This is a genomic window from Methylobacterium planeticum (assembly GCF_008806345.1).
Lineage (GTDB): Bacteria > Pseudomonadota > Alphaproteobacteria > Rhizobiales > Beijerinckiaceae > Methylobacterium > Methylobacterium planeticum.
On record NZ_VZZJ01000002.1, the window covers coordinates 24,326 to 45,558 of the forward strand.

Consider the following 21,233-nt stretch of genomic DNA (forward strand, 5'->3'; position numbering starts at 1 on the left):
CGAGGCCCGCCCGGCCCACGGAAGGCCCGAACCGTCAAGGTCCGAAACCCTACGGAAAGTGTGTCTTTCGTGTGTCGGGCGCGGTCGAGATGCAGCTTAGGGTTCTATGTTCGGCCGCCCCCCCTTCCGGCACGATTCTCCGGCGCGTTAGAGTGCGGCGATTCCTCAGATGAGGTGCCTCGCGAGCGGTTCGCGTCGCCGTCACGCGAGAACGGCGCGCTGCGCGCTGCGGGGCCGTGTTCGCGTGCCTCATCGAAGATTCGTGGAGGCGGTACGGATCATGAGGGTCGATGGAACGGCGCGCCTCACGGCTCGCGCCGGCGCTCTCGTCGTCGCCGCGGCCGGGCTCCCCGGCCCGGCCCTGGCTGGCCCGCAGGCGGACCCGACCGTCTGGTCCGGGAGCCTGCACACGCACAATCTCGCGGGCCTCGCGATCCTCATCGGCCTCACGGTCTTCGCCACCATCCTGTCCCTGATGCACCTGCACGAGCGCTCCCGCTGGACCCGGCGCGAGCGCGAGCAGGCCGCCGCCCTCGGGGCGCTGCGGGGCGCCCACGACCGGGCCGAGATGCTGCTGAACGCCGAGCGCCAGGTCATCGTCACCTGGGCCGGGCGCGGCGAGCCCGTGATCGAGGGCGACGCGACCCTGGCCTTCGACGGGGTGCGCTCGGCCGGCGGCACCGCGCGGCGCATCCTCGCCTTCGGCTCCTGGCTGCTCCCCGCGGATTCCGCCGAGCTCGAGGCCGCCGTCGAGGCCCTGCGGGTGCGCGGCACGGGCTTCCGCCTGAACCTGCGCAGCCAGTCGGGCCGCAGCATCGACGCGCAGGGGCAGGCGGTCGCCGGGCGCGCCCTCCTGCGCCTGCGCGAGACCACCGAGGAGCGGCGCGAGCTGATCGAGCTGCGCGAGACCCTCGACGAGGCCCGCCGCGGCCTGGCGGCGCTCGCCGGCCTCCTCGACGCCATCCCGCAGCCCGTCTGGCGGCGCAACCGGGACGGGGGCCTGGCCTGGGTCAACATGGCCTACGTGGCCGCCGTCGAGGCCGGGACCCGCGAGGCGGCCCTCGAATCCGGCACCGAGCTCCTCGACCGGCAGGCCCGCGACTTCATCGCCCGCGAGGACGGCACCCGCCGGAGCACCGCCGGGCCCCGGCAGGCCCTGCGCCTCTCGGCCGTGGTGGCGGGCGGGCGCCGCATCCTCGACGTCACCGAGAGCGCCCTGGAGCACGGGCGCGTCGGCATCGCGGTCGACGTCTCGGAGCTCGAGAGCGTGCGGGCCGACCTGCAGCGCCAGATGGACGCCAACGTCCGCACCCTCGACCAGCTCCCCACCGCGGTGGCGATCTTCGACGCCCGCCAGCGCCTGATCTTCCACAACGCCGCCTACCGGCAGCTCTGGGACCTCGACGCCGCCTTCCTGGACGGCCGGCCGCTCGACGGCGAGATCCTCGACCATCTCCGCTCCCAGCGGAAGCTCCCCGAGCAGGCCGACTTCAAGTCCTGGAAGCAGGGCGTGCTGGCCGCCTACCGGGCGGCGGAGGCCAACGAGACCTGGTGGTACCTGCCCGACGGCCGCACCCTGCGGGTCGTGGCCGACCCGAACCCGCAAGGGGGCCTCACCTACCTGTTCGACGACGTCTCGGACCGGATGAAGCTCGAATCCCGCTACAACGCCCTGATGCAGGTCCAGGCCGAGACCCTGGACACCCTCAAGGAGCCGGTGGCGGTGTTCGGGGCGGACGGGCGCCTCACCTTCGCCAACCGGGCCTTCGCGACGATCTGGCGCCTCGACGCCGCGACGCTCGCGGCGAGCCCGCGGGTCGACACCGTGATCGAGGCCTGCCGGGTGCTCGCCCCCGCCGAGGAGCCCTGGCTCGACATCCGCGACGCGGTGGTGGGCCTCGAGACCCGCTCCGGCCTCGCCTGCCGCCTCGAGGTGGTGGACGGGACCGTGCTCGACTGCGCCGCCCAGCCGCTGCCCGAGGGCGCCACCCTGATCACCCTGACGGACGTCACCGCGAGCGTGAACGTCGAGCGGGCGCTCACCGAGAAGAACGAGGCCCTGGAGCGCGCCGCGCAGCTGCGCGACACCTTCGTGCACCACGTCTCCTACGAGCTGCGCTCGCCGCTCACCAACATCATCGGGTTCACCCAGCTCCTCGGCGACGAGACCGTGGGGGCCCTGAACGAGCGCCAGCGCGAATATTCCGACCACATCCTGCGCTCGTCGGGCTCGCTCCTCGTCATCATCAACGACATCCTGGACCTCGCCTCGATCGATGCCGGCTCCCTCGAGCTGCAGCGCGAGCCCGTCGACGTGCAGGCCACCATCGCGGCGGCGGCGCGCGGCATCGAGGACCGCCTCGCCGAATCCTCCGTCAGCCTCGTCCTCGACGTGCCGGCCGACATCGGCAGCGTGGTGGCGGACGGGAAGCGGGTGCGCCAGATCCTGTTCAACCTCCTGTCGAATGCGGTCGGGTTCTCGGGGGCGGGCCAGCGCGTCACCGTGCAGGCGCGGCGCAATGCGACGGACCTCGTCCTCTCGGTCCGCGACGAGGGCCGCGGCATGCCCCCGGACGTGGCCGCGAGGGTCTTCGACCGGTTCGAGAGCCACACCCTCGGCACCCGCCACCGCGGCGTCGGGCTCGGCCTGTCGATCGTGCGCTCCTTCGTCGAGCTGCATGGCGGGCGCGTCGCCCTCGAGACCGCCCCGACGGCGGGCACCTGCGTGATCTGCACCTTCCCCCTCGTGGACCCCGAGTCCCGGATGGAGGCGGCCGAGTAGGCTCCGGGCTCCGGGCTCCGGGCGCCGGGCGCCGGGCGCCGAATGGGGCCGGGTCCGTCCTTCCGATCCAGCGTGGCGGGGCGTCATGAAGCTCATCCTGTTCGGGGCCACCGGCATGATCGGCCAGGGCGCGCTGCGCGAGGCGCTGCGCGACCCCGAGATCGAGGCGGTGCTGGCGATCGGGCGGAGCCTCACGGGGCAGCGGCACCCGAAGCTGCGCGAGATCCGCCACCCGGACCTGTTCGACCTGGCGCCGCTGGCGGACGTCCTCTCCGGCCACGATGCCTGCCTGTTCTGCCTCGGCATCTCCTCGATGGGCCTGAGCGAGGCGCAGTACGCCCGCATCACCCACGACCTCACGCTGGCGGTCGCCCGGACGCTCGCGCCCCTCAATCCCCGGATGAGCTTCGTCTACGTCTCGGCCGCGGGCAGCGACGCCTCGGAGCGCGGGCGGGTGATGTGGGCGCGGGTGCGGGGCCGGACCGAGAACGCCCTGTTCCGCCTGCCCTTCCGGCGCGTCTACGCGGTGCGCCCGGCCGCGATCCGGCCGCGCGACGGGATCCGCTCGCGCACGGGCGGCGTCGACGCGCTCTACCGGGTGCTCGGCCCGGTGCTGCCGCTGCTGCAGCGGGCGCTCCCGGCCTACGTCACGGACACGCGGGCGCTGGGGCGGGCGATGCTGCGGCTGGCCAAGCGCGGCGGCCTGATCCGGGTGATCGAGGCCCGCGACCTCCCCGCCCTCGGGCGGGAGGGGCCGTGAGGGGCGCCGTCAGCCATGCGCGAGCCGGGCGAGGTGGCGCTCGGCCGGCGGACCGGACGAGGCCGGGTTCTGGCCGGTGATCGGCAGGCCGTCGGCCACGACGCAGGGCTCCCAATCCCCCGCCTTGGTGAACCGGCCGCCGTTCCGCTTGAGCGCGTCCTCGACCAGGACGGGGACCACGCCGGTGAGGCCCACCGCCGCCGCCCCTGTGTCTGTGAAGCCGGTGACGTCGCGGCCCGCCACGAGCGGCTTGCCGCCGGGCGCCCGCGCGTGGCGCAGCATGCCAGGGGCGTGGCAGACCAGGGTGACGGGCTTGCCGGCCCCAAGCGTGGCCTCGATCAGCCTCACCGAGGCGGAGTCCTCGGCCAGGTCCTTGGCCAAGTCCTCGGCCAAGTCCCACAGGGGACCTTGCCCGCCGGGGTGGAACACGGCGTCGACAGGGCCGCGTTGGCATCGGCCCCCCGGGAGGCGCAAGGACCGCCCCGCCGGACCTCGGGACCCGGGGAGGGAATCCGCCGACGCACGCCGCTCCGGGGGAGCACCGCCGCGGCGGCCCGTCACGCGGGGCCGAGGAGATCGATCAGGTAGGGGATCAGCGGCGCGTCGGCCGGGGGCATCGGCATGTCGCGCAGGTCGCGCGGGCGCACCCACCGTAGGGCCTGGCCCTCGAGCGACCGGGGGGTGCCCGACCAGCGCCGGCAGACGTAGAGCGGCATCAGGAGGTGGAACGCGTCGTAGGCGTGGCTCGCGAAGGTCAGGGGCGCGAGGCAGGGTTCCTCGACCGTGATGCCGATCTCCTCCGAAAGCTCGCGGATCAGCGTCTCCTCCGGCCGCTCGCCGGGCTCGACCTTGCCGCCGGGGAACTCCCAGAGCCCGGCGAGCTGCTTGCCCGGGGGCCGCTGGGCCAGGAGCACGCGCCCGTCGGCATCCACGAGGGCGACCGCGACCACGAGGAGCAGGCGGGGCTTCTCCGCCATCACGGCGCGATGGTGAAGCTGGCGGCGACCTCGGCGCTGGCCTCGATGGTGCCGGCCACGAGGGGCACCGCCGCGCGGCTGCGGCCCTTCGGGCTCGGCGCCGGCATGGCCATCAGCACCGGCGGCGGGGATTCGCGGGGCGGCGACTGGATCGAGACCACGCGCCCGAGCCGGACGCCGGCCGCCTCGGCGAGGCGGCCGGCCTGGGCGGAGGCGTCCTTCATGGCGGCGACCCGCACGGCGGAGGCGGCGGCCTCGGGATCGTTGAGGCCGAAGGTGATGCCGTCGATCCGGTTGGCGCCGGCATCGAGGGCCCGGCGCATCAGGTCGCCGAGGCGGCCCATCTCGGCGAGGCGCAGGCGCACCTGGTTGGTGGCCCGGTAGCCGTCGGGCTTCTCGGTCATGGTGCCGTCGGGCTGGCGGACCGTGCGGGTGACGGATTGCAGCGCCACCGCGGTGGTGCCGATATCGGTGTCCTTGACGCCGAACTCGGCCGCGAGGGCGATCATCCTGCGGGCCGCCTCGCTGGTGGCGTCGAGGGCGGAGGCCGGGGTCGGGCCCTTCGACTCGACGCCGATCTCGACGCTCGCGAAATCGGGCGGGGTCTCCGAGCGGGCCCGGCCGACCACGTGGATCAGCCCGTCGCTAGCCCCGCGCGCCGACGCGGGCACCGACGTTGACGCCTCCTGGGCCCAGGCGGGACCGGAGAGCACGGGAGTGGCCAGGAGGGGCGCGGCGAGGAGGGGCGCGGCGAGGAGGGCGCCTTTGCGGCGCGGCGCGCTCATGAGCGGTAATCCCCGTTGATCTCGATGTAGCCCTTGGTGAGGTCGCAGGTCCAGACGCGGGCGCGGCCCGCGCCGAGGCCGAGATCGACCCGCACCGTGACGTCGGGGGCGCGCATCACGGCGCTCGCCGCGTCCTCGCTGTAATCGGGGTCGCGGGCACCCGCGACCGCCACCCGCACGTCGCCGAACCAGATCGCGAGGCGGTCCCGGTCGGCGGGCTCGCCGGCCTTGCCGACCGCCATGACGACGCGGCCCCAATTGGCGTCCTCCCCCGCCACCGCGGTCTTGACCAGGGGCGAGTTGGCGATCGAGAGGGCGATGCGATGGGCCGAGGCGTCGCTCTCGGCGCCCTCCACCGCCACGGTGACGAACTTGCGGGCGCCCTCCCCGTCCCGGGCCACGAGCTGGGCGAGCTCGATCAGGAGATCGTCGAGGGCCGCCCGGAAGCCGTCGAGGCGCGGGTCGTCCGCCCGCGCGACCGGGTCGTTGCCGGCCGCCCCGGTGGCGAACAGCATCAGGGTGTCGGAGGTCGAGGTGTCGCCGTCCACGGTGACGCAGTTGAAGCTCTTGCGCGTGCCCTCCGTGAGCAGCGCCTGCAGCACCCCCTGCGGCAGGGCCGCGTCGGTGAACACGAAGGCCAGCATCGTGGCCATGTCGGGGGCGATCATGCCCGCGCCCTTGGCGATGCCGTTGATGCGCACGGGCAGGCCCGCGACCTCCGCCGTGCGGGTGGCGAGCTTCGGGAAGGTGTCGGTGGTCATGATCGCCCGGGCGGCGGCGCTCCAGGCCTGCGCCCCGGCCTCGGTGCGGCCGGCGCATTCGGCGAGCACGCCCTCGAACTTGCGGGCGTCGAGGGGCTCGCCGATCACCCCGGTCGAGGCGATGAAGACCGCGTCCTCGGCGCAGCCGGCCGCCGCCGCGGCGATCCGGGCGGTCAGCGCCACGGCCTCGCGGCCCCTGGCGCCCGTGAAGGCGTTGGCGTTGCCGGAATTGACCACGAGGGCCCGGGCCGCGGGGGTGGCCAGGGCCTCGCGGCACCAATCCACCGGGGCGGAGGGGCATTTCGAGCGGGTGAAGACGCCCGCCGCCTGCGTGCCCTCCGCGAGGCCGACATAGAGCACGTCGGTGCGGCCGGAATAGCGGATCCCCGCCTGGGCCGTCGCCAGGGCGACGCCGCGAATCGCCGGCAGGTCGGGATAGGTTCCGGGGGCGAGCGGCGAGACGGGGGGCGACTTTGCGGACGACATCGTATCCACGGCTCCGGCGATCCGCCGCGGCTCGGGCGGCGCGCCGTGTTGCCTCCGGGGAGGCGCGGCGTCAACCGGAGGCAGGGCCCGCGCACCTACCCATCTTCCAGGCAGCACGCCGCATCATTGCGGCTGGAATGGGGCCGAGGGCTTGTGCATTTCCGACGATCCGGCTTAGCATGGTGCGATGCAAAGCGAAGGCGAAATCGGGGGCGGAATGCCACGTCCTGAAGTCGGATCCGCCGTCCTTCCCGCGGGCGCCTCCTCGGGGGGCGCCTACGGGGTGCAAGTCCTGATCGCCGGGCGCCACAAGCACTGGCGCGAGGACGTCGCCGGGCAGATCCGGCGGGCGGGCTTCAGCGCGACCGCCTGCGATTGCGGCGTCGACGCCCTGACGGTGCTGGTGCTCGGCCTGCCCGTGGACGTGCTGGTCGCCGACGTCTCGCTCGAGGGCGCGCTCTGCTGCTCGCAGCTCGCCCTGGAGGCCCGCGCCCTGCGGCCGGGCCTGCGCATCGTGCTGGCGAGCGACATGGCGCGGGCCGGCGCCGAGGCGATGGAGCACGTGCCGGACGCGCTGGTGATCTCCCAGGACGCCCGCGACGAATCGATCGCCAGCACCGTCCGCGAGGCGCTGGCGGGCCGCAACTGAGGGGCGGCGCCCCGCACGCCGCCGAGGGCCCTCCGGCCTACTTCCTCTCCCCGGTCTTCTCCTTGCCGAGATAGACGTATTCGGGGGCGGCGCGCAGCTGGTCCTTGTCGGTGTTGATCGTCGCCTTCAGGGTCTTGCCGTCCTGGCGGGCGAGCTTCAGCGCGCTCGGGTCGATGGCGACGTACTTGGTGCCGATGCCCAGGAAGCCGCCGACGCCGACCACCCACGACTTCACCTTGCTGTCCTCGTCGAGCACCACGTCGGCGATCTCCCCGATGGTCTCGTTGGCGGCGTTCTGGATCGTCAGGCCGATCAGCTTCGAGGCCACCATGTCGCTCGGCGCCTGGGCCACGAAGGTCGGGCGCAGGTCGTTGGCGAGGGTGGCGGGCTTGGCGGGGGCGGGGCTCGGGGGCGCCGCCGCGTCGGGCGCGGGGGACGCGGAGGGGGACGCGGAGGGGGACGCGGAGGGGGACGCAGCGGGGGCCGTGGGCTGCGCGGCCGGCGGCTGCCCGCCCTCCTGCGTCTGGGCAGGCAGCGTGGTCGCGCTGGACATCAGGAGGGCCGTCGCGACGAGCAGGCTGCGCATGGGATCTCTTTCCGGAAGGTCTTGAGGGGGCGGCCGGCGATCGGCGGGCCGGCCCCCGCGGCATCGTGCCCCCGCACAAGCCCAGGCCGGCGCAAAGGTTCCCATTGGCCGCATGGACGTGATCGGCCCCGGAGCTAGATTCCGCGGGGCAGGGCGCCGGCGCGGCGCCGACCGAGGAGCGAGACCGCCATGACGATGCTGCGTCGCGAAGCCCTGATCCTCCTCGGCGCCGTCGCGGCCGGGGCGAGCCGTGCCGGGGGCGCCGCCGCGGCCGGGCTCGCCGGCGGCCGGGCGGGCAGCTTCGGCTTCGACCGCCCCGAGGGCGGGCCGCTGCCGCTCAGCGGCTTTGCCGGCCGGCCGATCCTCGTCGTCAACACCGCGACCGCCTGCGGCTATGCCGGGCAGCTCGCCGGGCTGCAGACCCTCTGGACCCGCTTCCAGGACCGGGGCCTGACGGTGCTCGGGGTGCCCTCGCCGGATTTCGGCAACCAGGAGCCCCTCGACGGGACCGCCATCGTCGAGGCCGCCCGCAGGAACCACGGCGTCACCTTCCCGATGACGGCCAAGACCCGGGTGCGGATGCCCAACGCCCACCCGTTCTACCAGTGGGCCGCCGCCGAGAAGCCCGGCGAGACGCCTCGCTGGAACTTCCACAAGTACCTCGTCGCCCGCGACGGCACCCTCGCGGCCGCCTTCGCGACGCAGGTCGAGCCCACCGACCCGCGCCTGATCAGCGCCCTCGCGGCCGAACTCGACAAGCCCGCGGGCTGAGGCACCGGCCCGGGGCGCGCATCCGCGCGCCCTCAGCGCGTCACCGCGATCAGGCCGATCACGAGCCCGGAGAGCAGCAGGACGACGTGGACGCCGCCCCCGGCCGTGAGCCACGCCATCATCGGGGGATGCGGCCCGGCGGAAGCCTGGCCCCGTCCGGCGCCCGGCGCACGACCCGCTCGCGCGCGCAGCAGGTGCGGCAGGCGTGACAGGCGCGGCGGCGCTCGACCAGCGCCGGGGCGGGCGGGGGCGCCGAGGGGTAGTTCGACGCGAAGGGGTTCGGCGGCACGCGGGCCGGCACGCCGGTGGCGGGCAGGCCGACGGTGCTGCCCGCCACGAACCCGCCCATCTGGGCCGCGGCGGGGCCGGCCGCGGATCCGGCGGCCAGGAGGAGCAGGACCGCGAGGGGACGGAGATCGCGCATGGAGGCGCCTCTACCGGAGGATCGGGTCCGGCACCAGATAGGGCGGCACGCGGGGCCGCCCCAGGGCAGGTCGTTCCAGCCCCGTGCCGGGGAGCAGCATGGAACCGCACCGCTTCGAGAAGGACGGGGACCGCTACGCGGTCCGCTTCGAGCGCAGGCCGGAGGGCTGGGTCGCCCATATCCGGCGGGAGAGCGACGGCGCCACCCGGCGCATGGCCTTCCCGGACGGGGCCGGCTACGCGCCGGACGACGTGCGCGGCTCGCTGATCGCGGGCTGCGAGGCGGCGGTGGCCCATCTCGACCTCGCCCCGCCGACCCGCCACTGAGCCGGGCGGGCCTTACCCGCAGGAACGGGTCGCCGCCCCGCGGGTTGGCGCTCACGAGCGGTGCCCTTTGAAACCCCAGGAGCAGCCATGACCCAGGAGCAGCCATGACCGAAGTCACCTACCGGATCGTCGAGCATGACGGCGGCTTCGCCTACAAGCTCGGGGATGTCTTCTCCGAGACCTTCCCGAGCCACGACGAGGCCCTGCAGGCCGCCCAGGCCGCCGCGGCCGAGCAGCAGGTGCCGGGCTCGACCGAGGGCATCCGCTACCAGGACACCCGGGGCGCCTGGCACGACGAGACCGCCCGCGGCAACGACCGCCCGACCGCCAAGGTCGTGGACTGACGGGCAGCGCCCCGGTGCGCCCTCGCGCGGCGGGAGGCCGGGATGGCCCGTAGGGCGGCCGCGAAGCCGGCCGCAAGCACCGTCGAGACACCGGCCGGCGCGCCCGGGACACCGGCCGCGGCCGCCGTGCCCGGCCGGCGCAAGGGCGCGCGGCGCACCACCCCGTCCCCCGAGACCCTGGCGGCCCTCGGGCCGGAGCGGATGATCGACCTGATCCTCGGGGAGACCGCCCGCAACCCGGCCTTCAAGAAGATCGTCAGCGCGGCGCTCGCCGCGCTCCAGGGGCCGGAGGCGGTGGCGGCGATCGTCGACCGGCGGCTCGCGGCCCTGGAGGGCGCGCGCGGCTACATCGACTGGCAGAAGCGGCGCGCCTTCACGGCGGATCTCGACGCCACCGTCTCGGTGGTCCTCGACGCCCTGCGTCCCCTCGATGCGGGGGCCGCCCTCGACCGGCTGGTGCGCTTCCTCGCCGGGGCGGACGCGGTGCTCAACCGGGTCGACGACAGCCTCGGCATCACGCAGGGGGTCTACGAGCGGGCGGCCGAGGCGGCGGTCGAGATCGCCGGGAGCCTGCCGGCCGCGGAGGCCGCGCGCTTCGCCCTCGGCCTCGTGCCCCGGATCGCGGCCGAGCCCGACGGGGCCTTCGGGGTGGTCCTGACCGACCTGATCCCGCGCCTCGGCGCGGCATCCCTGGCGGAGCTCGATGCCGCCCTCGCGGGCGCCGAGGTGCCGGAGGCGGCCGGCCGCGCGCCCGAGTGGCAGGGCCGCTACCGGCGCAGCCGCCTGATCCGCATCCGGCAGGATCTCGCCGACCGGCGCGGCGACGCCGACGCCTTCATCGCCCTGGAGCACGAGGCCGCCCCCGGGCGCCCGGACCGGGTCGCGGTGGCGGAGCGCCTGCTCGGGGCGGGCCGCGCCGCCGAGGCCCTGGACTGGCTGCGCCGGCCGGCCCCGAAGGCCCGGGTGACCACCCGCGCCGACCTGATCGCCGGGGTGCCCGATCCGGACGTGCCGGACCGGGCCCGGATCGTCGCCGAGATCCGCGCCCTCGAGGCGCTCGGGCGCCGGGAGGAGGCGCAGGCGCTCCGCTGGGGGCGCTTCGCCGAGACCCTCGACCGGGAGATGCTGCGCGACTACCTCGCCAAGCTCCCGGATTTCGAGGACGACGCGGCCCTGGAGCGCGCCTTCGCGCTCGCGGCCACCCATCCGCAGCCCTATCGGGCGCTCGGCTTCCTAGTTGGCTGGCCGCACCTGCCCGGCGCCGCCCGGCTGGTGCGCGCGCGGCGCGCCTCCTGGGAAGGCGAGCGCTACGCGGTCCTGGCCCCGGCCGCCGAGGCGCTGGAGGAGGCTTTCCCGGAGGAGGCGGCGCATCTCTACCGCTGCCTCATCGACGACATCCTGGCGCGGGGACGCGCGCACGCCTACGGCCACGCCGCCCGCTACCTCGCGCAGCTCGACGCCCTCGGCCGCCGCCTCGCCCCGGGCAGGCTGGAGCCGGAGCAGGCCGCCTATCGCGAGGCCCTGCGCCGGGCGCACGGGCGCAAGACCGGGTTCTGGAGCCTCGTGGCGGGGGCGTGACCGCTCCGGCCCGCAGGAACCCCCGCGGACCGATCCGCCTTTCCCCTCCGATCAACTTTGGAGGGAATACCCTATGAAATTGCACGCATTGGTTGTTGCATGCCTCCTCGGCGGGACGCAGATCCTGGCCCAGTCCGTCCTGACCCGATCGGCGCTCGCCCAGTCGCTCGGCGAGAAGAGCGGCCTCAACGCCCTGGTCGGCACCAGCCCGTCGACTCCCGACTTCGTCAAGGAAGCGGCGATCAGCGACCTGTTCGAGATCCAGTCGAGCCGGCTCGCGGCGGAACGGAGCGACGACGCGACCAAGACCTTCGCCAAGCAGATGATCGCCGACCACGAGAAGACGTCGAGCGCGATGAAGGCCATGGTCCAGGGCGGCAAGGTTCAGGCGACCCTGCCGACCGCCCTCGACAGCACCCACCAGAGCAAGCTCGACACCCTCAAGGGCCTGCAGGGCAAGGACTTCACCAAGCAGTACCACGACGACCAGGTGAAGGCGCACAAGGACGCCGTGGACCTGTTCGGGCGCTACGCCCGGGGCGGCGACAACCCGGACCTGAAGGCCTGGGCCGCCAAGACCCAGCCGGCCCTCGATCATCACCTGAAGCTGGCGCAGGAGCTCGACAAGTAGACCCGGCGCCCGCCGGAAGGGGGGCGTTCCGCCCGCGGGCGCCCTACTCCTCCTGGATCGCGTCCACCTTGTCGGGGTAGAAGGCGAGGTGGTCCCTGATCGCCGCCACGGCGGGGAACGGGTCCTCGTAGCTCCAGACCGCGTTCGGGCGCACCGTGTCTCCGACCGTGAGGTCGTAGTAGCTCGCCGCGCCCTTGTAGGGGCAGTGGCTCGTCCGCGCGCTGGGGCTGAACAGCGCGAAGCGGGTGTCGGCGCGGGGGATGTAGAGCACCGGCAGGTAGCTCGCCTCGGCGAGGCGGAGCGCCGCCTCGGTGTCGGCCACCACGACGCCGTTGAGGTGGACGCGCACGCGCTTGGCGTGGCGCGTGATCGTGATCGGGTGGTCGGGGCCGGGCTCTCTCATCGCGGGTTCCTGTCGTCCTCGGGCGGGGCGGCGGGCGGGGCGTCGGGGATGTCGCCCGGGGTGAATTCCCGCGCGTTGAGGGCGTCGGCGAGGCGCGCCCTGGCGCTGCCGGGCTTGAGCGGCTGCTGCTGGCTCGCATGCGGCGCCCAGCCCGAGACCCAGAGGAACTCGAGGCTCGCGCGCAGCCGCCCGTCCGGATCGGCGAAGCGCTCGGCGTAGATCTCGGCCATGCGGATCAGGGTGGCGCGGCGCAGCGGCGTGCGGCGGCGCTCGCTCAGGACGTTGGTGAGGCCCATCGCCCGGAGGTCGCGCATCAGCGCGAACGGGTCGCCGTAGCGCACCGTGACCGTCTCGGTGTCGGTGACCGGCAGGGCGAAGCCCGCCCGCTGCAGCAGGCTGCCCATCTCCCGCACCTCCGCGAAGGGCGCGACGCGCGGGCTCACGCCGCCCTCGACCTCGGCCTCGGCCGCGCCGAAGCTCTGGCGCAGCTCGGTCAGGCTGCGCCCCCCGAGCAGGCAGCCGAGGAAGAGCCCGTCCGGCCGCAGGGCCCGGCGCAGCTGCACCAGGGTGCCGGGCAGATCGTTGACGTGCTGGAGCGCGAGCAGCGAGACCGCGAGGTCGAAGCGCCCGGGGGCGGCGGGCAGCGCCTCCGGGTCGCCCACCGCGCGCAGGAGCCCGTCCGGCGCCTCCGCGACGGGGGCGAGGCGCAGCACCCGGTCCGTGCGCCCGCCGGCCGCGAGCCGCGCGGCCGCGGCGGGGATCGGCGTCCCGAGATCGAGGGCGTCGGGGAAGCGCCGCAGCACGGCGCCGAGGCGGTCGTCGAGGTCGTCGACGAGGCGCGCCAGCAGGAAGTCGGCGTAGCCCGCGCGGCGGGCGCGGGCGAGGCGGCGCCGGGCCAGAACCGTATCGAAGAGGGGAAGGGCCGAATCCATCTGCCCGCAGGATGGCCTCCGGGAGGCGGCCACGCCAGGGCGCCCAGCACATCGCGCCCCCGCGCGGGATGCGTCAGGGTCGCGGAACCAACCGTCCGGTGGGTGCGCCCGATCACGCTTGCGAGAGGCCGGAACGGCCAAGGCCGATCCCCGTTCCTGCTCCACCTGAACAAGGAGTACGTTGCCATGAGGCAGTTTCTCGTCGGTTCCGCGATGGTTCTCACCGCCCTCACCGTCAGCGCCGGCGCCGAGGCGAAGGGCTGCATCAAGGGCGCCCTCGTGGGCGGCGTCGCCGGCCACATGGCCGGGCACGGGGTGCTCGGCGCCGCGGCGGGCTGCGCCGTCGGGCGCCATCAGGCGAACAAGCGCGACCGCCAGGACCAGCAGATCCAGCGGCAGCCCCAGCAGCAAACCGCGCATTGACGCCCCGATGCGGGCACCGTTCTCCGCAGCGGTGCCCGTCCTGCATGGCCTCCTCCGCGGGACGCTCCGGAGCGCGCTCGGCCTCGTCTACCCGCCGAGCTGCGCCGGCTGCGGCGGCGCCACCGCCGATCCCGGCGCCCTCTGCCCGGCCTGCTGGTCGTCCCTGCGCCTCATCGAGGCACCGCTCTGCCCCCGCTACGGCACGCCCTTCGCCCTCGATCTCGGGATCGGGCCGCTGCTCTCCCCCCGCGCCATCGCGGAGCCGCCGGTCTTCGGGCGGGCCCGCGCCGTGGCGCTCTACGACGGCGCGGCGCGAAGCCTCGTCCACCGGCTGAAATACGAGGACCGCCTCGACCTCGCCGTCCCGATGGCCCGCATGATGCTGGCGAGCGGGCGCGAGCTGATCGGGCAGGCCCAATGCGTGGTGCCGGTGCCGCTGCACCGCTGGCGCCTCTGGCGCCGCCGCTTCAACCAGGCCGCCCTGCTGGCCCGCCCGATCGCCGGGGCCGCCGCCCTCCCCTACGCGCCCGGGGCGCTGGCGCGGGTGCGGGCGACGCGCTCGCAGGTCGGCCTCAGCCGCGCGGCCCGGGCCGCGAACCTGCAGGGCGCCTTCCGGGTCCCGCCCGCCGCCCGCGCGATGCTGCAGGGCCGGCGCGTCCTGCTGATCGACGACGTCGCCACCACGGGCGCCACCGCCAACGCGGCCGCCCGCGCCCTGCTGCGGGGCGGGGCGGCCTCCGTCGACCTCCTGACCTTCGCGCTGGTGGCGCAGGAGGCCCTGTGAGCCCGGCCCGCTAGCGCAGGTCCTCGTGCCAGGTGCGGCCGTCGCGCTCGATCAGCGCGATGCCGGCGGTCGGGCCCCAGCTGCCGGCGGCGTAGGGGCGCGGGGCCTCGGGGCGGTCGGCCCAGGCCTTGAGCAGCGAATCCGCCCAGGCCCAGGCGACCTCGACCTCGTCGCGGCGCATGAACAGGGTCGGGTTGCCGCGCACCACGTCCATCAGCAGGCGCTCGTAGGCGTCGGGATAGCGCTGCTTGAAGGTCTCCTCGAAGGAGATGTCGAGGTTCGTCGGGCGCAGCCGCATGCCGCCGGGGCCCGGGTCCTTGGTCATCACCTCGAGCTTCATCCCCTCCTTCGGCTGCAGGCGGATGACGAGGCGGTTCGGCTCGCGCCCGAAGGCCTCCTCGGGGAAGATCGAGAAGGGCGAGGCGCGGAACTGCACCACGATCTCGGACATCTTGGCGGGCAGGCGCTTGCCGGTGCGCAGGTAGAACGGCACCCCGGCCCAGCGCCAGGACTGCACCTCGAGCTTGAGCGCCACGAAGGTCTCGGTGCGGCTCTGGGAGCCCGGGCCGAGATCGGTGAGGTAGCCCTCGACCGGCTTGCCGTCGACGGCGCCCGCCGCGTACTGGCCCCGCACGGTGACGTGCTGGACGTCGGCCGGGGTGATGGGCTTGAGGGCGCGCAGGACCTTCAGCTTCTCGTCGCGCACCGAGTTGGCGTCGAGATTGAGGGGGCTCTCCATCGCGGTGAGGCAGAGGAGCTGCAGGATGTGGTTCTGCACCATGTCGCGCAGGGCGCCCGAGGTGTCGTAGTAGCCGGCGCGGCCCTCGACCCCGACGGTCTCGCCGACCGTGATCTGGACATGGTCGATCACGTCCGCGGTCCAGAGCCGCTCGAAGATGGTGTTGGCGAAGCGCAGGGCGAGCAGGTTCTGGACCGTCTCCTTGCCGAGATAATGGTCGATGCGGAAGATCTGCTCCTCGGGGAAGACCTCGCCGACCGCGTCGTTGATGGCACGGGCCGATTTCAGGTCCTTGCCGATGGGCTTCTCCAGCACGACGCGGCTCTTCTCGCCGATGAGGCCGTGCCTGGCGAGGTTGCGGCAGATCGCGCCGTAGAGGTCGGGCGAGGTGGCGAGGTAGTAGGGGCGCACCTGCTCGGGCCGCTCGGCGAGCTTGGCGGCGAGCTGCTCCCAGCCGTCCTCGCCCGAGCCGTCCACCGCGACGTAGTCGAGATGGTCGAGGAAGGCGGTGAGTGCCTCCTCGGTGAGGTCGTGGCCCGGCACGAAGCGCTTGAGGGCGTCGCGGGCCCGCTCCCGGAAGGCGTCGGGGCTGATCTCGGAGCGCGAGGCGCCGATGATGCGGCTCGTCGGCGGGATCTGCCCGTCCTTGTAGCGGTAGTACAGGGCCGGCAGGAGCTTGCGGGTCGTGAGGTCTCCCGTGGCGCCGAAGACGACGCAGTCGAAGGAAGCGACGGGGATGATGGTGGCCAAGGGCGGCTCCCGTGTGACTGACGGCCTCGAAGGGTCTCGCGGTGGTCCTGGACGCCGGCGCGAAGCACCGGCCGCTCCCGGCGTCCGCCTTATACCCCTCGCAAGACCTTCGCCAAACGGGCGGCCATCACGACCCCGCGGCGGGCCCCACGGAGGGGGTCGCTCCGGTCGCGGGCCGCGATGAGAAACCGAAGTCTCGGCGCGTCTCGTTCGGCCATCGCGGCGCCGACCGATTGATGAAGACCCAAGGCGCCCGCCACAGCACTGGATTTCACCGAAGGTCCGATGTGCGATCGGCTTTCTCGCACGCGGTTCGACGAGGCCGCAGGGGTGCGGCGGGGCCCGCCCGCATCACCCCTCCATGTGCCGGCGGAACGCCTCGGCGTGATCCGGGTGCCAGCGCGACAGGGCCGGGCGGTTCTCGATGAGGTCGCCCGCGGCCCAGGCGATGCGCCTCTCGTCCTGCGCGCGGGTGGTCTCGTTGTCGGGGCAGAGGATGTAGAAATCGCCCCGGCCGAGCCCGGCGAGGAGGAACTCCACCGTCTCCTCCGGCGTCCAGGCGCCCGCGGGCTTCTCGGCGACGCCGCGCGCCCTGGCGAGGCCCGTATAGACGAAGCCCGGGATCAGCAGGTGGGCGCTGAGCCGGCCCGGCGCCTGCCCGCGCAGCTCGTGCGCGAGGGCCTCGGTGGCGGCCTTCACGGCCGCCTTCGAGACGTTGTAGGGCGTGTTGCCGGGGGGTGTGGTGATGCCCTGCTTCGAGCCCGTGACGACGACGCTGCCGGGCTTCTCGGCCGCGATCATGCCGGGCACGAAGGCGCTGAACCCGTTCACCACGCCCCAGAGGTTGGTGTCGAGGATGCGGTGCCAGGTCGCGAGGTCCGAGAAGAGGCGGCCGCCGCCCTCGGCGCCGGCATTCAGCATCAGGAGCGCGGGGGGACCGCCATGGGCGAGCACCGCGTCGCGCAGGGCCTCCATCGCCTCGGCGCGCCCGACATCGGTCGCCACCGCCCGCACCTCGACGGCCGCGAGGGCCGCCACCTCGGCGCGGGCCGCCTCGAGGGCCTCGCCGGGCAGGTCCGCGAGCCAGACGTTCATGCCCTTGCGGGCGAGGGCCCTGGCGGCGGCGAGCCCGATGCCGCTCGCCGCTCCGGTGACGACGGCCGCCCGGCCGGGGCTGATCGCGGGATGCTCGGCCATGTCGTGTCCCTCCTGGGGTGATCGGACCTGGGATGCCCGGACCTGGGGTGATCGGAGCTTGGATGCCCGGACCTGGGCTGGTGCGGAGGATCAGGGTGGGGCGCAGGCCCGGATTGTCGAGGGGACGCTCACGGGATCACCCGCTCGGCGCGCAGGCGCGCGAACAGGTCGAAGAAGCTGTCGTCGCTCGGCTGGTAGCCGGTGAAGCCGAGGCGGCGGCTGCGGCCCATGTCGGTGACGACCTCGATCGGGCGCCCGAGATCCGCATCCGTGTGCCAGGCCGAGGCGAGGCGCGCGAGATCGGCCTCGACCAGCCCCTCGCGGCGCGCGATCTCGGCCCAGAGCGGGCCGTCCCCGGCCATCTGTCCCTCAAGGGGCGTGGCCCGGCCCGGATAGGGCGCGGGCGCGAGGCCGAACCAGGCCGCGACCTGCCCCCACATCCAGCTCCAGCGGAAGACGTCGCCGTTGACGACGTTGAAGGCGGTGTTGCGCGCGGCCGGCGTCGTCGCGGCCCAGGCGAGGTGCTGGGCCAGCTGCCGCGCGTCGGTCACGTCGGTCAGCCCGTCCCATTGCTGGGGCGAGCCCGGGAACAGGAAGGGGCGGCCGGTCTCGCGGCAGAGGGTGGCGTGGGCCGCGAGCGTCACGCCCATGTTCATGGCGTTGCCGAGCGCGAAGCCCACGATGGTGTGGGGCCGGTGCACGCTCCAGGAGAAGCCGCGCCGCTCGGCAGCGGCGAAGACCTCGTCCTCCTGCACGTAGTAGAAGTTGGCGATCGGCAGCCGCGGCTGGTCCTCGCGGAAGGGGGTCTGGGGCAGGCTGCCCTGGCCGTAGGCCTCGAACGGCCCGAGATAGTGCTTGAGGCCGGTGACCAGGGCGACGTGCTCCAGGGGCGCGTGGCCGAGGGCGTCGAGGAGGTTGCGCACCATGGCGCCGTTGACGGCGCAGTTCTCCGCCTCCGTCGCCTGCCGCATCCAGGTGGCGATGAAGACGTGGGTCGGCCGGTGCTCGGAGAGGGCCGCCGCGAGGGCGGCGGGATCCGTCAGGTCCGCCGCCACCGGGGTGACGCCCCCCATGGGGACGGGGCGCCGCGCGAGGCCGAGGACGGTCCAGCCCTGCGCCACGAGGTGACGCGCGAGGTTGTTGCCGACGATGCCGCTCGCGCCGGCGATGAGGGCTGTGCCTGTCATGATGTCGATCTCCGGTTGTGGGGCGCGAGATGGCGACGCAGGGCGGCGGATCAAGCCGCGGGGCGGCGGACGAGGCGCAATCGCCGCGGAGGAGCCCGGCGCGTCCCTCGTGCCGGCGGCGGGCCCGTGCTCTACATGGGGTGCCTCCGCGGGGGATCGACGTCAGCCGTGCGCCTCATGCCACCGACCCGCCGCGCCCTCCTGGGAGGCGCGGGGACCGCCCTCCTGGGAGGCGCGGCCTCGACCCTCTGCGGACCGGGCGCGCGCGCCAGGCCCGCGGCGAAACCCGCCGGCTTCGGACCGGTCGGGCCGCCCGCCTGGACCTCCGACAGCCTGCAGGCCGCCGCCGCCCGCACGGGGCTGACCTACGGGTGCGAGGTGCCCCATTACCGGCTGGACATGGCCGCCTACCGGCGCGCCGTCGCGCGCGAGTGCGGCATGCTCGTCTGCGGCACGGCGATGAAGATGGAGGTGGTGCTGGCCCAGCCCGGCATCGAGGATTTCGGCCCCGGCGACGCGACCCTGCGCTTCGCCCGCGCCAACGGCCAGCGCATGCGGGGCCACACGCTCGTCTGGCACAACGCCCTGCCCGACTGGGTGCAGCCGCTCCTCGCCCGCAGCGGTCCGGCCCAGGCCGAGGCCTTCCTGCGGCGCTGGATCGGGGCGGCGGCCGGGCACTGGCGCGGCACCATCGAGGCCTGGGACGTGGTCAACGAGGTGCTGGCGATCGGCGACGCGGTGCAGCGCCCGGACGGGCTGCGCGAGACGCCCTGGCTCGCTTCCCTCGGGCCCGGCTACATCGACCTCGCCTTCCGGATCCTGCACGAGGTCGACCCGGGGGCCGCCGGCACCTGGAACGAGGACGCGGTGGAGCAGGACGTGCCCTGGATGGAGGCGCGCCGCACCCGGGTGCTGCGCCGGCTCGAGGGCATGCTCGCCCGCGGGGTGCCGATCCGCCGCTTCGGCCTGCAATCCCACCTCACCAGCACCCTGCCGATCGACCAGGAGCGCCTGCGCCGCTTCCTCGCCGAGATCGGCGGCCTCGGCCTCGGCATCGAGATCACCGAGCTCGATTTCGACGATCGCGCCTTCCCGTCCGACATCGCGGCGCGGGACCGGGGCGTGACCGACATGGCGCGGCGCTACCTCGACGTGGTCTGCGCCGAGAAGGCGGTGCTCAACGTCGTCACCTGGGACATCTACGATCCCGACACCTGGCTCAACGACCATCCCAACCGCAAGCGGCCGGACGGGCTGCCCCAGCGCGCCCTCCCCCTCGACGCGGGGTTCGCCCGCAAGCCCCTCTGGCACGCCTTTCACAAGGCCTTTCGCGATGCGCCCGACCACGGGGCGCACCGGGACCGGCTCAGGCGCGGGTGAGCGGCGCCTCGGCGGCGCGCACCCCGTCCGCGAGGCTCGGCTCGGGCGGGCGCCCCCCGCCGTCGAGGAGGCGGCGGCGCAGCCGGGCGCAGGGGCGCTCGACCGCGGCGTACATCAGGGCCGCGTAGGCCAGCGTCAGGACGAAGCTCGCCGCCATGCCGCCGAGCCGCCCGAGGCCCGGGGCGAGGTGCCAGACGAGCGCGAAGGCCGTCGCGTGCGCGAGGTAGAAGCTGTAGGAATAGAGGCCGAGCCAGCGCATCGGCGCGCAGGCGAGGAACCGCACGATCGGCCCGCGTCCCTGCAGGATCGCGGAGAAGATCACGAACAGGGCGGCGCTCTGCAGGGTGTAGCGCAGGCTCTGGCGGAAGGCCTCGTCGCGCACGAGGAGCGTGCCCAGGATGAGGGCGAGGGCCGCCGCCGCCTGCCAGGGCCGGGGGGCCCAGACGCAGCCCGCCGCCCCGGGGCAGACCGGGTTCTGCCACAGGCCGAGGCAGCATCCGAACAGGATCGCGTCGATGCGGGTGTGGGTCCAGCTGTAGTTCAGGCTGTAATCCGCGAGCCGCCAGACGTTGAGGGCGCGCAGGCCGAGCACGAGCCCGCAGGTGGCGAGGCAGATCAGCGCCGCCCGGCCCGGGGACCGGCGCCCGAGCCAGAGGGCGTAGGCCAGCGGGAAGACGAGGTAGAAGTGCTCCTCGATGGCGAGGCTCCACAGGGGTACGGGCAGGACCTGCTCGGTGCCCCACAGGGCCGGGTAGTTGGTCAGGAAGGTCGCCTGCCCGATCACCGCCGCGCCGTCCACGGCCCGGTCCATCAGCCCGAGGGCGTAGACGGCTCCGGAGACGAGGAGCGTCAGGTACATCGGCGGCAGGATGCGCAGGGTGCGGCGCAGGTAGAAGGCCGGAAGGCTGACGCGCCCCGTCCGTGCCCGCTCGATGCGCAGCAGGGTGGTGATGAGGTAGCCGCTGAGGAAGAAGAACACTGTGACGCCGAAGCCGCCGGGCACGATGTGGCTGAAGCCCGCATGCGCGACGAACACGATGAGGGCCGCCACCGCCCGCACGCCGTCGAGCTGCGGCAGGTAGGGCATCGCGGCCGGAATGCCCGGAACGCCCCGGCCCCCGGTCCGCGCGGCCTCGCTGCTCATCGTCATCCGATCCCCCGATCATCGACACCGCCCCGGTACGGACCCGGACCACGCCGCGCCCCGCATGTGGCCCGGACCGGCTCCGGAAGGAAATCCGCAAATCCCCCCGAAGGCCCAGACAACTTGCCGCTAGGGTGAACGGCGCCCCGCCCGGGAGGGGATTGGTAACCATCGCGTCCCATCATCGGGCCGATCTCCCCCGACGAGACCCGCGATGCCCGCGCGCCTGACCCTGTCCCCGCCCCGCCTCTCCGGCCGCCTGAGCGCCGGCCTGGGCGCCCGTCTCGGCACCGGCCTGTCGCCCCTCGCCCTCCTGGGCGCCCTCGGGGCAGCGGCGGCTCAGGGCCTGCCGCCCGCCACGGTGCCGGGCACGCTGCCGGGACAGGCATCCGCCCAGGCCGCGGCTCCGTCCCCGAGGCCGGGTGCGGGCCAGC

General features: G+C 74.4%; 23 protein-coding genes. 11 read left to right on the forward strand and 12 right to left on the reverse strand.

Features of this window, described 5'->3' with window-relative positions:
• The first annotated feature begins 280 nt into the window (after positions 1-280).
• Both F6X51_RS02035 and F6X51_RS02040 read left to right on the forward strand, forming a co-directional pair.
• Positions 281-2,782 carry a sensor histidine kinase gene (locus F6X51_RS02035; protein WP_150961521.1) on the forward strand — a complete coding sequence of 834 codons (2,502 nt, stop codon included), beginning with the start codon at positions 281-283 and terminating at the stop codon, positions 2,780-2,782.
• An 85-nt stretch (positions 2,783-2,867) separates the two neighbouring features.
• Positions 2,868-3,542, forward strand: coding sequence for a Rossmann-fold NAD(P)-binding domain-containing protein (locus F6X51_RS02040; RefSeq protein WP_150961523.1), 675 nt, complete (start codon positions 2,868-2,870; stop codon positions 3,540-3,542).
• 9 nt (positions 3,543-3,551) lie between these two features.
• Here F6X51_RS02040 and F6X51_RS02045 read toward each other — a convergent pair whose 3' ends face one another.
• The 4 genes from F6X51_RS02045 to argJ all read right to left on the reverse strand — a co-directional run bounded on the left by F6X51_RS02045 (position 3,552) and on the right by argJ (position 6,551).
• Positions 3,552-3,935: a type 1 glutamine amidotransferase family protein gene (locus F6X51_RS02045; RefSeq protein WP_407658412.1), complete on the reverse strand. Its 384-nt coding sequence runs from the start codon at positions 3,933-3,935 to the stop codon at positions 3,552-3,554.
• A gap of 164 nt (positions 3,936-4,099) precedes the next feature.
• Positions 4,100-4,519, reverse strand: coding sequence for a (deoxy)nucleoside triphosphate pyrophosphohydrolase (locus tag F6X51_RS02050; protein WP_150961525.1), 420 nt, complete (start codon positions 4,517-4,519; stop codon positions 4,100-4,102).
• Entirely contained in the window at positions 4,519-5,304 is a 786-nt protein-coding gene (locus F6X51_RS02055; protein WP_150961527.1) for an SIMPL domain-containing protein, read from the reverse strand. Before F6X51_RS02055 ends, F6X51_RS02050 begins: the two co-directional genes overlap by 1 nt.
• A complete protein-coding gene (argJ, locus tag F6X51_RS02060) occupies positions 5,301-6,551 on the reverse strand; it encodes a bifunctional glutamate N-acetyltransferase/amino-acid acetyltransferase ArgJ (protein ID WP_150961529.1) in 1,251 nt (416 codons plus the stop codon). Before argJ ends, F6X51_RS02055 begins: the two co-directional genes overlap by 4 nt.
• Positions 6,552-6,768: 217 nt before the next feature.
• Between argJ and F6X51_RS02065 the strand changes: the two genes are divergently transcribed.
• Positions 6,769-7,200 (forward strand): response regulator, encoded by a 432-nt coding sequence (locus tag F6X51_RS02065; protein WP_150961540.1) that lies wholly within the window; start codon positions 6,769-6,771, stop codon positions 7,198-7,200.
• A gap of 37 nt (positions 7,201-7,237) precedes the next feature.
• On the opposite strand, the gene F6X51_RS02070 is transcribed toward F6X51_RS02065, so the two are convergent.
• Positions 7,238-7,786 (reverse strand): PRC-barrel domain-containing protein, encoded by a 549-nt coding sequence (locus tag F6X51_RS02070; RefSeq protein WP_150961542.1) that lies wholly within the window; start codon positions 7,784-7,786, stop codon positions 7,238-7,240.
• 189 nt (positions 7,787-7,975) lie between these two features.
• Here F6X51_RS02070 and F6X51_RS02075 point away from each other — a divergent pair, with 189 nt between their 5' ends.
• The gene (locus F6X51_RS02075) at positions 7,976-8,557 is read left to right on the forward strand and encodes a glutathione peroxidase (RefSeq protein WP_150961544.1); all 582 of its coding nucleotides are present in this window, start codon (positions 7,976-7,978) and stop codon (positions 8,555-8,557) included.
• Positions 8,558-8,675: 118 nt separating this feature from the next.
• Here the strand turns inward: F6X51_RS02075 and F6X51_RS02080 are convergent, their stop codons facing one another.
• Positions 8,676-8,981 (reverse strand): hypothetical protein, encoded by a 306-nt coding sequence (locus F6X51_RS02080; protein WP_150961546.1) that lies wholly within the window; start codon positions 8,979-8,981, stop codon positions 8,676-8,678.
• Positions 8,982-9,079: 98 nt separating this feature from the next.
• On the opposite strand from F6X51_RS02080, the gene F6X51_RS02085 reads away from it, so the two are divergent.
• From F6X51_RS02085 to F6X51_RS02100, 4 genes are all read left to right on the forward strand, one after another.
• A complete protein-coding gene (locus F6X51_RS02085; RefSeq protein WP_150961548.1) occupies positions 9,080-9,307 on the forward strand; it encodes a hypothetical protein in 228 nt (75 codons plus the stop codon).
• A 104-nt stretch (positions 9,308-9,411) separates the two neighbouring features.
• Complete coding sequence (locus tag F6X51_RS02090; protein ID WP_150961550.1) at positions 9,412-9,651, forward strand: hypothetical protein; 240 nt, start codon at positions 9,412-9,414, stop codon at positions 9,649-9,651.
• A 42-nt stretch (positions 9,652-9,693) separates the two neighbouring features.
• Entirely contained in the window at positions 9,694-11,229 is a 1,536-nt protein-coding gene (locus tag F6X51_RS02095; RefSeq protein WP_150961552.1) for a DUF6880 family protein, read from the forward strand.
• Positions 11,230-11,302: 73 nt separating this feature from the next.
• Positions 11,303-11,860, forward strand: coding sequence for a DUF4142 domain-containing protein (locus F6X51_RS02100; RefSeq protein WP_150961553.1), 558 nt, complete (start codon positions 11,303-11,305; stop codon positions 11,858-11,860).
• A gap of 43 nt (positions 11,861-11,903) precedes the next feature.
• Here F6X51_RS02100 and F6X51_RS02105 read toward each other — a convergent pair whose 3' ends face one another.
• The gene (locus tag F6X51_RS02105; protein ID WP_150961555.1) at positions 11,904-12,263 is read right to left on the reverse strand and encodes a DUF427 domain-containing protein; all 360 of its coding nucleotides are present in this window, start codon (positions 12,261-12,263) and stop codon (positions 11,904-11,906) included.
• Entirely contained in the window at positions 12,260-13,195 is a 936-nt protein-coding gene (locus F6X51_RS02110; RefSeq protein WP_150961557.1) for a methyltransferase domain-containing protein, read from the reverse strand. The genes F6X51_RS02105 and F6X51_RS02110 overlap by 4 nt, the downstream gene beginning before the upstream one ends.
• A gap of 186 nt (positions 13,196-13,381) precedes the next feature.
• Between F6X51_RS02110 and F6X51_RS02115 the strand changes: the two genes are divergently transcribed.
• Together F6X51_RS02115 and F6X51_RS02120 are read left to right on the forward strand one after the other, a co-directional pair.
• Positions 13,382-13,618, forward strand: coding sequence for a hypothetical protein (locus F6X51_RS02115; protein ID WP_150961560.1), 237 nt, complete (start codon positions 13,382-13,384; stop codon positions 13,616-13,618).
• A gap of 7 nt (positions 13,619-13,625) precedes the next feature.
• Entirely contained in the window at positions 13,626-14,402 is a 777-nt protein-coding gene (locus F6X51_RS02120; protein ID WP_150961562.1) for a ComF family protein, read from the forward strand.
• A 10-nt stretch (positions 14,403-14,412) separates the two neighbouring features.
• On the opposite strand, the gene zwf is transcribed toward F6X51_RS02120, so the two are convergent.
• The 3 genes from zwf to F6X51_RS02135 form a co-directional block, all read right to left on the reverse strand.
• Positions 14,413-15,891, reverse strand: a complete 1,479-nt coding sequence (gene zwf / locus F6X51_RS02125) for a glucose-6-phosphate dehydrogenase (protein WP_150961564.1) — start codon at positions 15,889-15,891, stop codon at positions 14,413-14,415.
• Between the two features lie 351 nt (positions 15,892-16,242).
• Positions 16,243-17,088 (reverse strand): SDR family NAD(P)-dependent oxidoreductase, encoded by an 846-nt coding sequence (locus F6X51_RS02130; RefSeq protein WP_150961566.1) that lies wholly within the window; start codon positions 17,086-17,088, stop codon positions 16,243-16,245.
• Between the two features lie 128 nt (positions 17,089-17,216).
• Positions 17,217-18,275, reverse strand: a complete 1,059-nt coding sequence (locus F6X51_RS02135; RefSeq protein ID WP_150961569.1) for an SDR family oxidoreductase — start codon at positions 18,273-18,275, stop codon at positions 17,217-17,219.
• A gap of 177 nt (positions 18,276-18,452) precedes the next feature.
• On the opposite strand from F6X51_RS02135, the gene F6X51_RS02140 reads away from it, so the two are divergent.
• On the forward strand, positions 18,453-19,655 hold the full coding sequence (locus F6X51_RS02140; RefSeq protein WP_150961570.1) for an endo-1,4-beta-xylanase: 1,203 nt from the start codon (positions 18,453-18,455) through the stop codon (positions 19,653-19,655).
• Here the strand turns inward: F6X51_RS02140 and F6X51_RS02145 are convergent.
• The gene (locus tag F6X51_RS02145) at positions 19,642-20,799 is read right to left on the reverse strand and encodes an acyltransferase family protein (RefSeq protein ID WP_150961572.1); all 1,158 of its coding nucleotides are present in this window, start codon (positions 20,797-20,799) and stop codon (positions 19,642-19,644) included. The two genes, F6X51_RS02140 and F6X51_RS02145, sit on opposite strands and share 14 nt — an antisense overlap.
• Between the last annotated feature and the right edge of the window lie 434 nt (positions 20,800-21,233).

What these genes read in the sequence shown, in the direction of transcription:
- F6X51_RS02070 (WP_150961542.1), bottom strand. Translation starts at nt 7,786, where the DNA reads ATGCGCAGCCTGCTCGTCGCGACGGCCCTCCTGATGTCCAGCGCGACC.
- F6X51_RS02135 (WP_150961569.1), bottom strand. Translation starts at nt 18,275, where the DNA reads ATGACAGGCACAGCCCTCATCGCCGGCGCGAGCGGCATCGTCGGCAAC.
- F6X51_RS02140 (WP_150961570.1), top strand. Translation starts at nt 18,453, where the DNA reads ATGCCACCGACCCGCCGCGCCCTCCTGGGAGGCGCGGGGACCGCCCTC.
- F6X51_RS02075 (WP_150961544.1), top strand. Translation starts at nt 7,976, where the DNA reads ATGACGATGCTGCGTCGCGAAGCCCTGATCCTCCTCGGCGCCGTCGCG.
- F6X51_RS02055 (WP_150961527.1), bottom strand. Translation starts at nt 5,304, where the DNA reads ATGAGCGCGCCGCGCCGCAAAGGCGCCCTCCTCGCCGCGCCCCTCCTC.
- F6X51_RS02120 (WP_150961562.1), top strand. Translation starts at nt 13,626, where the DNA reads ATGCGGGCACCGTTCTCCGCAGCGGTGCCCGTCCTGCATGGCCTCCTC.
- F6X51_RS02095 (WP_150961552.1), top strand. Translation starts at nt 9,694, where the DNA reads ATGGCCCGTAGGGCGGCCGCGAAGCCGGCCGCAAGCACCGTCGAGACA.
- F6X51_RS02035 (WP_150961521.1), top strand. Translation starts at nt 281, where the DNA reads ATGAGGGTCGATGGAACGGCGCGCCTCACGGCTCGCGCCGGCGCTCTC.
- F6X51_RS02090 (WP_150961550.1), top strand. Translation starts at nt 9,412, where the DNA reads ATGACCGAAGTCACCTACCGGATCGTCGAGCATGACGGCGGCTTCGCC.
- F6X51_RS02130 (WP_150961566.1), bottom strand. Translation starts at nt 17,088, where the DNA reads ATGGCCGAGCATCCCGCGATCAGCCCCGGCCGGGCGGCCGTCGTCACC.
- F6X51_RS02105 (WP_150961555.1), bottom strand. Translation starts at nt 12,263, where the DNA reads ATGAGAGAGCCCGGCCCCGACCACCCGATCACGATCACGCGCCACGCC.
- F6X51_RS02085 (WP_150961548.1), top strand. Translation starts at nt 9,080, where the DNA reads ATGGAACCGCACCGCTTCGAGAAGGACGGGGACCGCTACGCGGTCCGC.
- F6X51_RS02110 (WP_150961557.1), bottom strand. Translation starts at nt 13,195, where the DNA reads ATGGATTCGGCCCTTCCCCTCTTCGATACGGTTCTGGCCCGGCGCCGC.
- F6X51_RS02050 (WP_150961525.1), bottom strand. Translation starts at nt 4,519, where the DNA reads ATGGCGGAGAAGCCCCGCCTGCTCCTCGTGGTCGCGGTCGCCCTCGTG.
- F6X51_RS02145 (WP_150961572.1), bottom strand. Translation starts at nt 20,799, where the DNA reads ATGAGCAGCGAGGCCGCGCGGACCGGGGGCCGGGGCGTTCCGGGCATT.
- F6X51_RS02065 (WP_150961540.1), top strand. Translation starts at nt 6,769, where the DNA reads ATGCCACGTCCTGAAGTCGGATCCGCCGTCCTTCCCGCGGGCGCCTCC.
- F6X51_RS02100 (WP_150961553.1), top strand. Translation starts at nt 11,303, where the DNA reads ATGAAATTGCACGCATTGGTTGTTGCATGCCTCCTCGGCGGGACGCAG.
- F6X51_RS02115 (WP_150961560.1), top strand. Translation starts at nt 13,382, where the DNA reads ATGAGGCAGTTTCTCGTCGGTTCCGCGATGGTTCTCACCGCCCTCACC.
- argJ (WP_150961529.1), bottom strand. Translation starts at nt 6,551, where the DNA reads ATGTCGTCCGCAAAGTCGCCCCCCGTCTCGCCGCTCGCCCCCGGAACC.
- F6X51_RS02080 (WP_150961546.1), bottom strand. Translation starts at nt 8,981, where the DNA reads ATGCGCGATCTCCGTCCCCTCGCGGTCCTGCTCCTCCTGGCCGCCGGA.
- F6X51_RS02040 (WP_150961523.1), top strand. Translation starts at nt 2,868, where the DNA reads ATGAAGCTCATCCTGTTCGGGGCCACCGGCATGATCGGCCAGGGCGCG.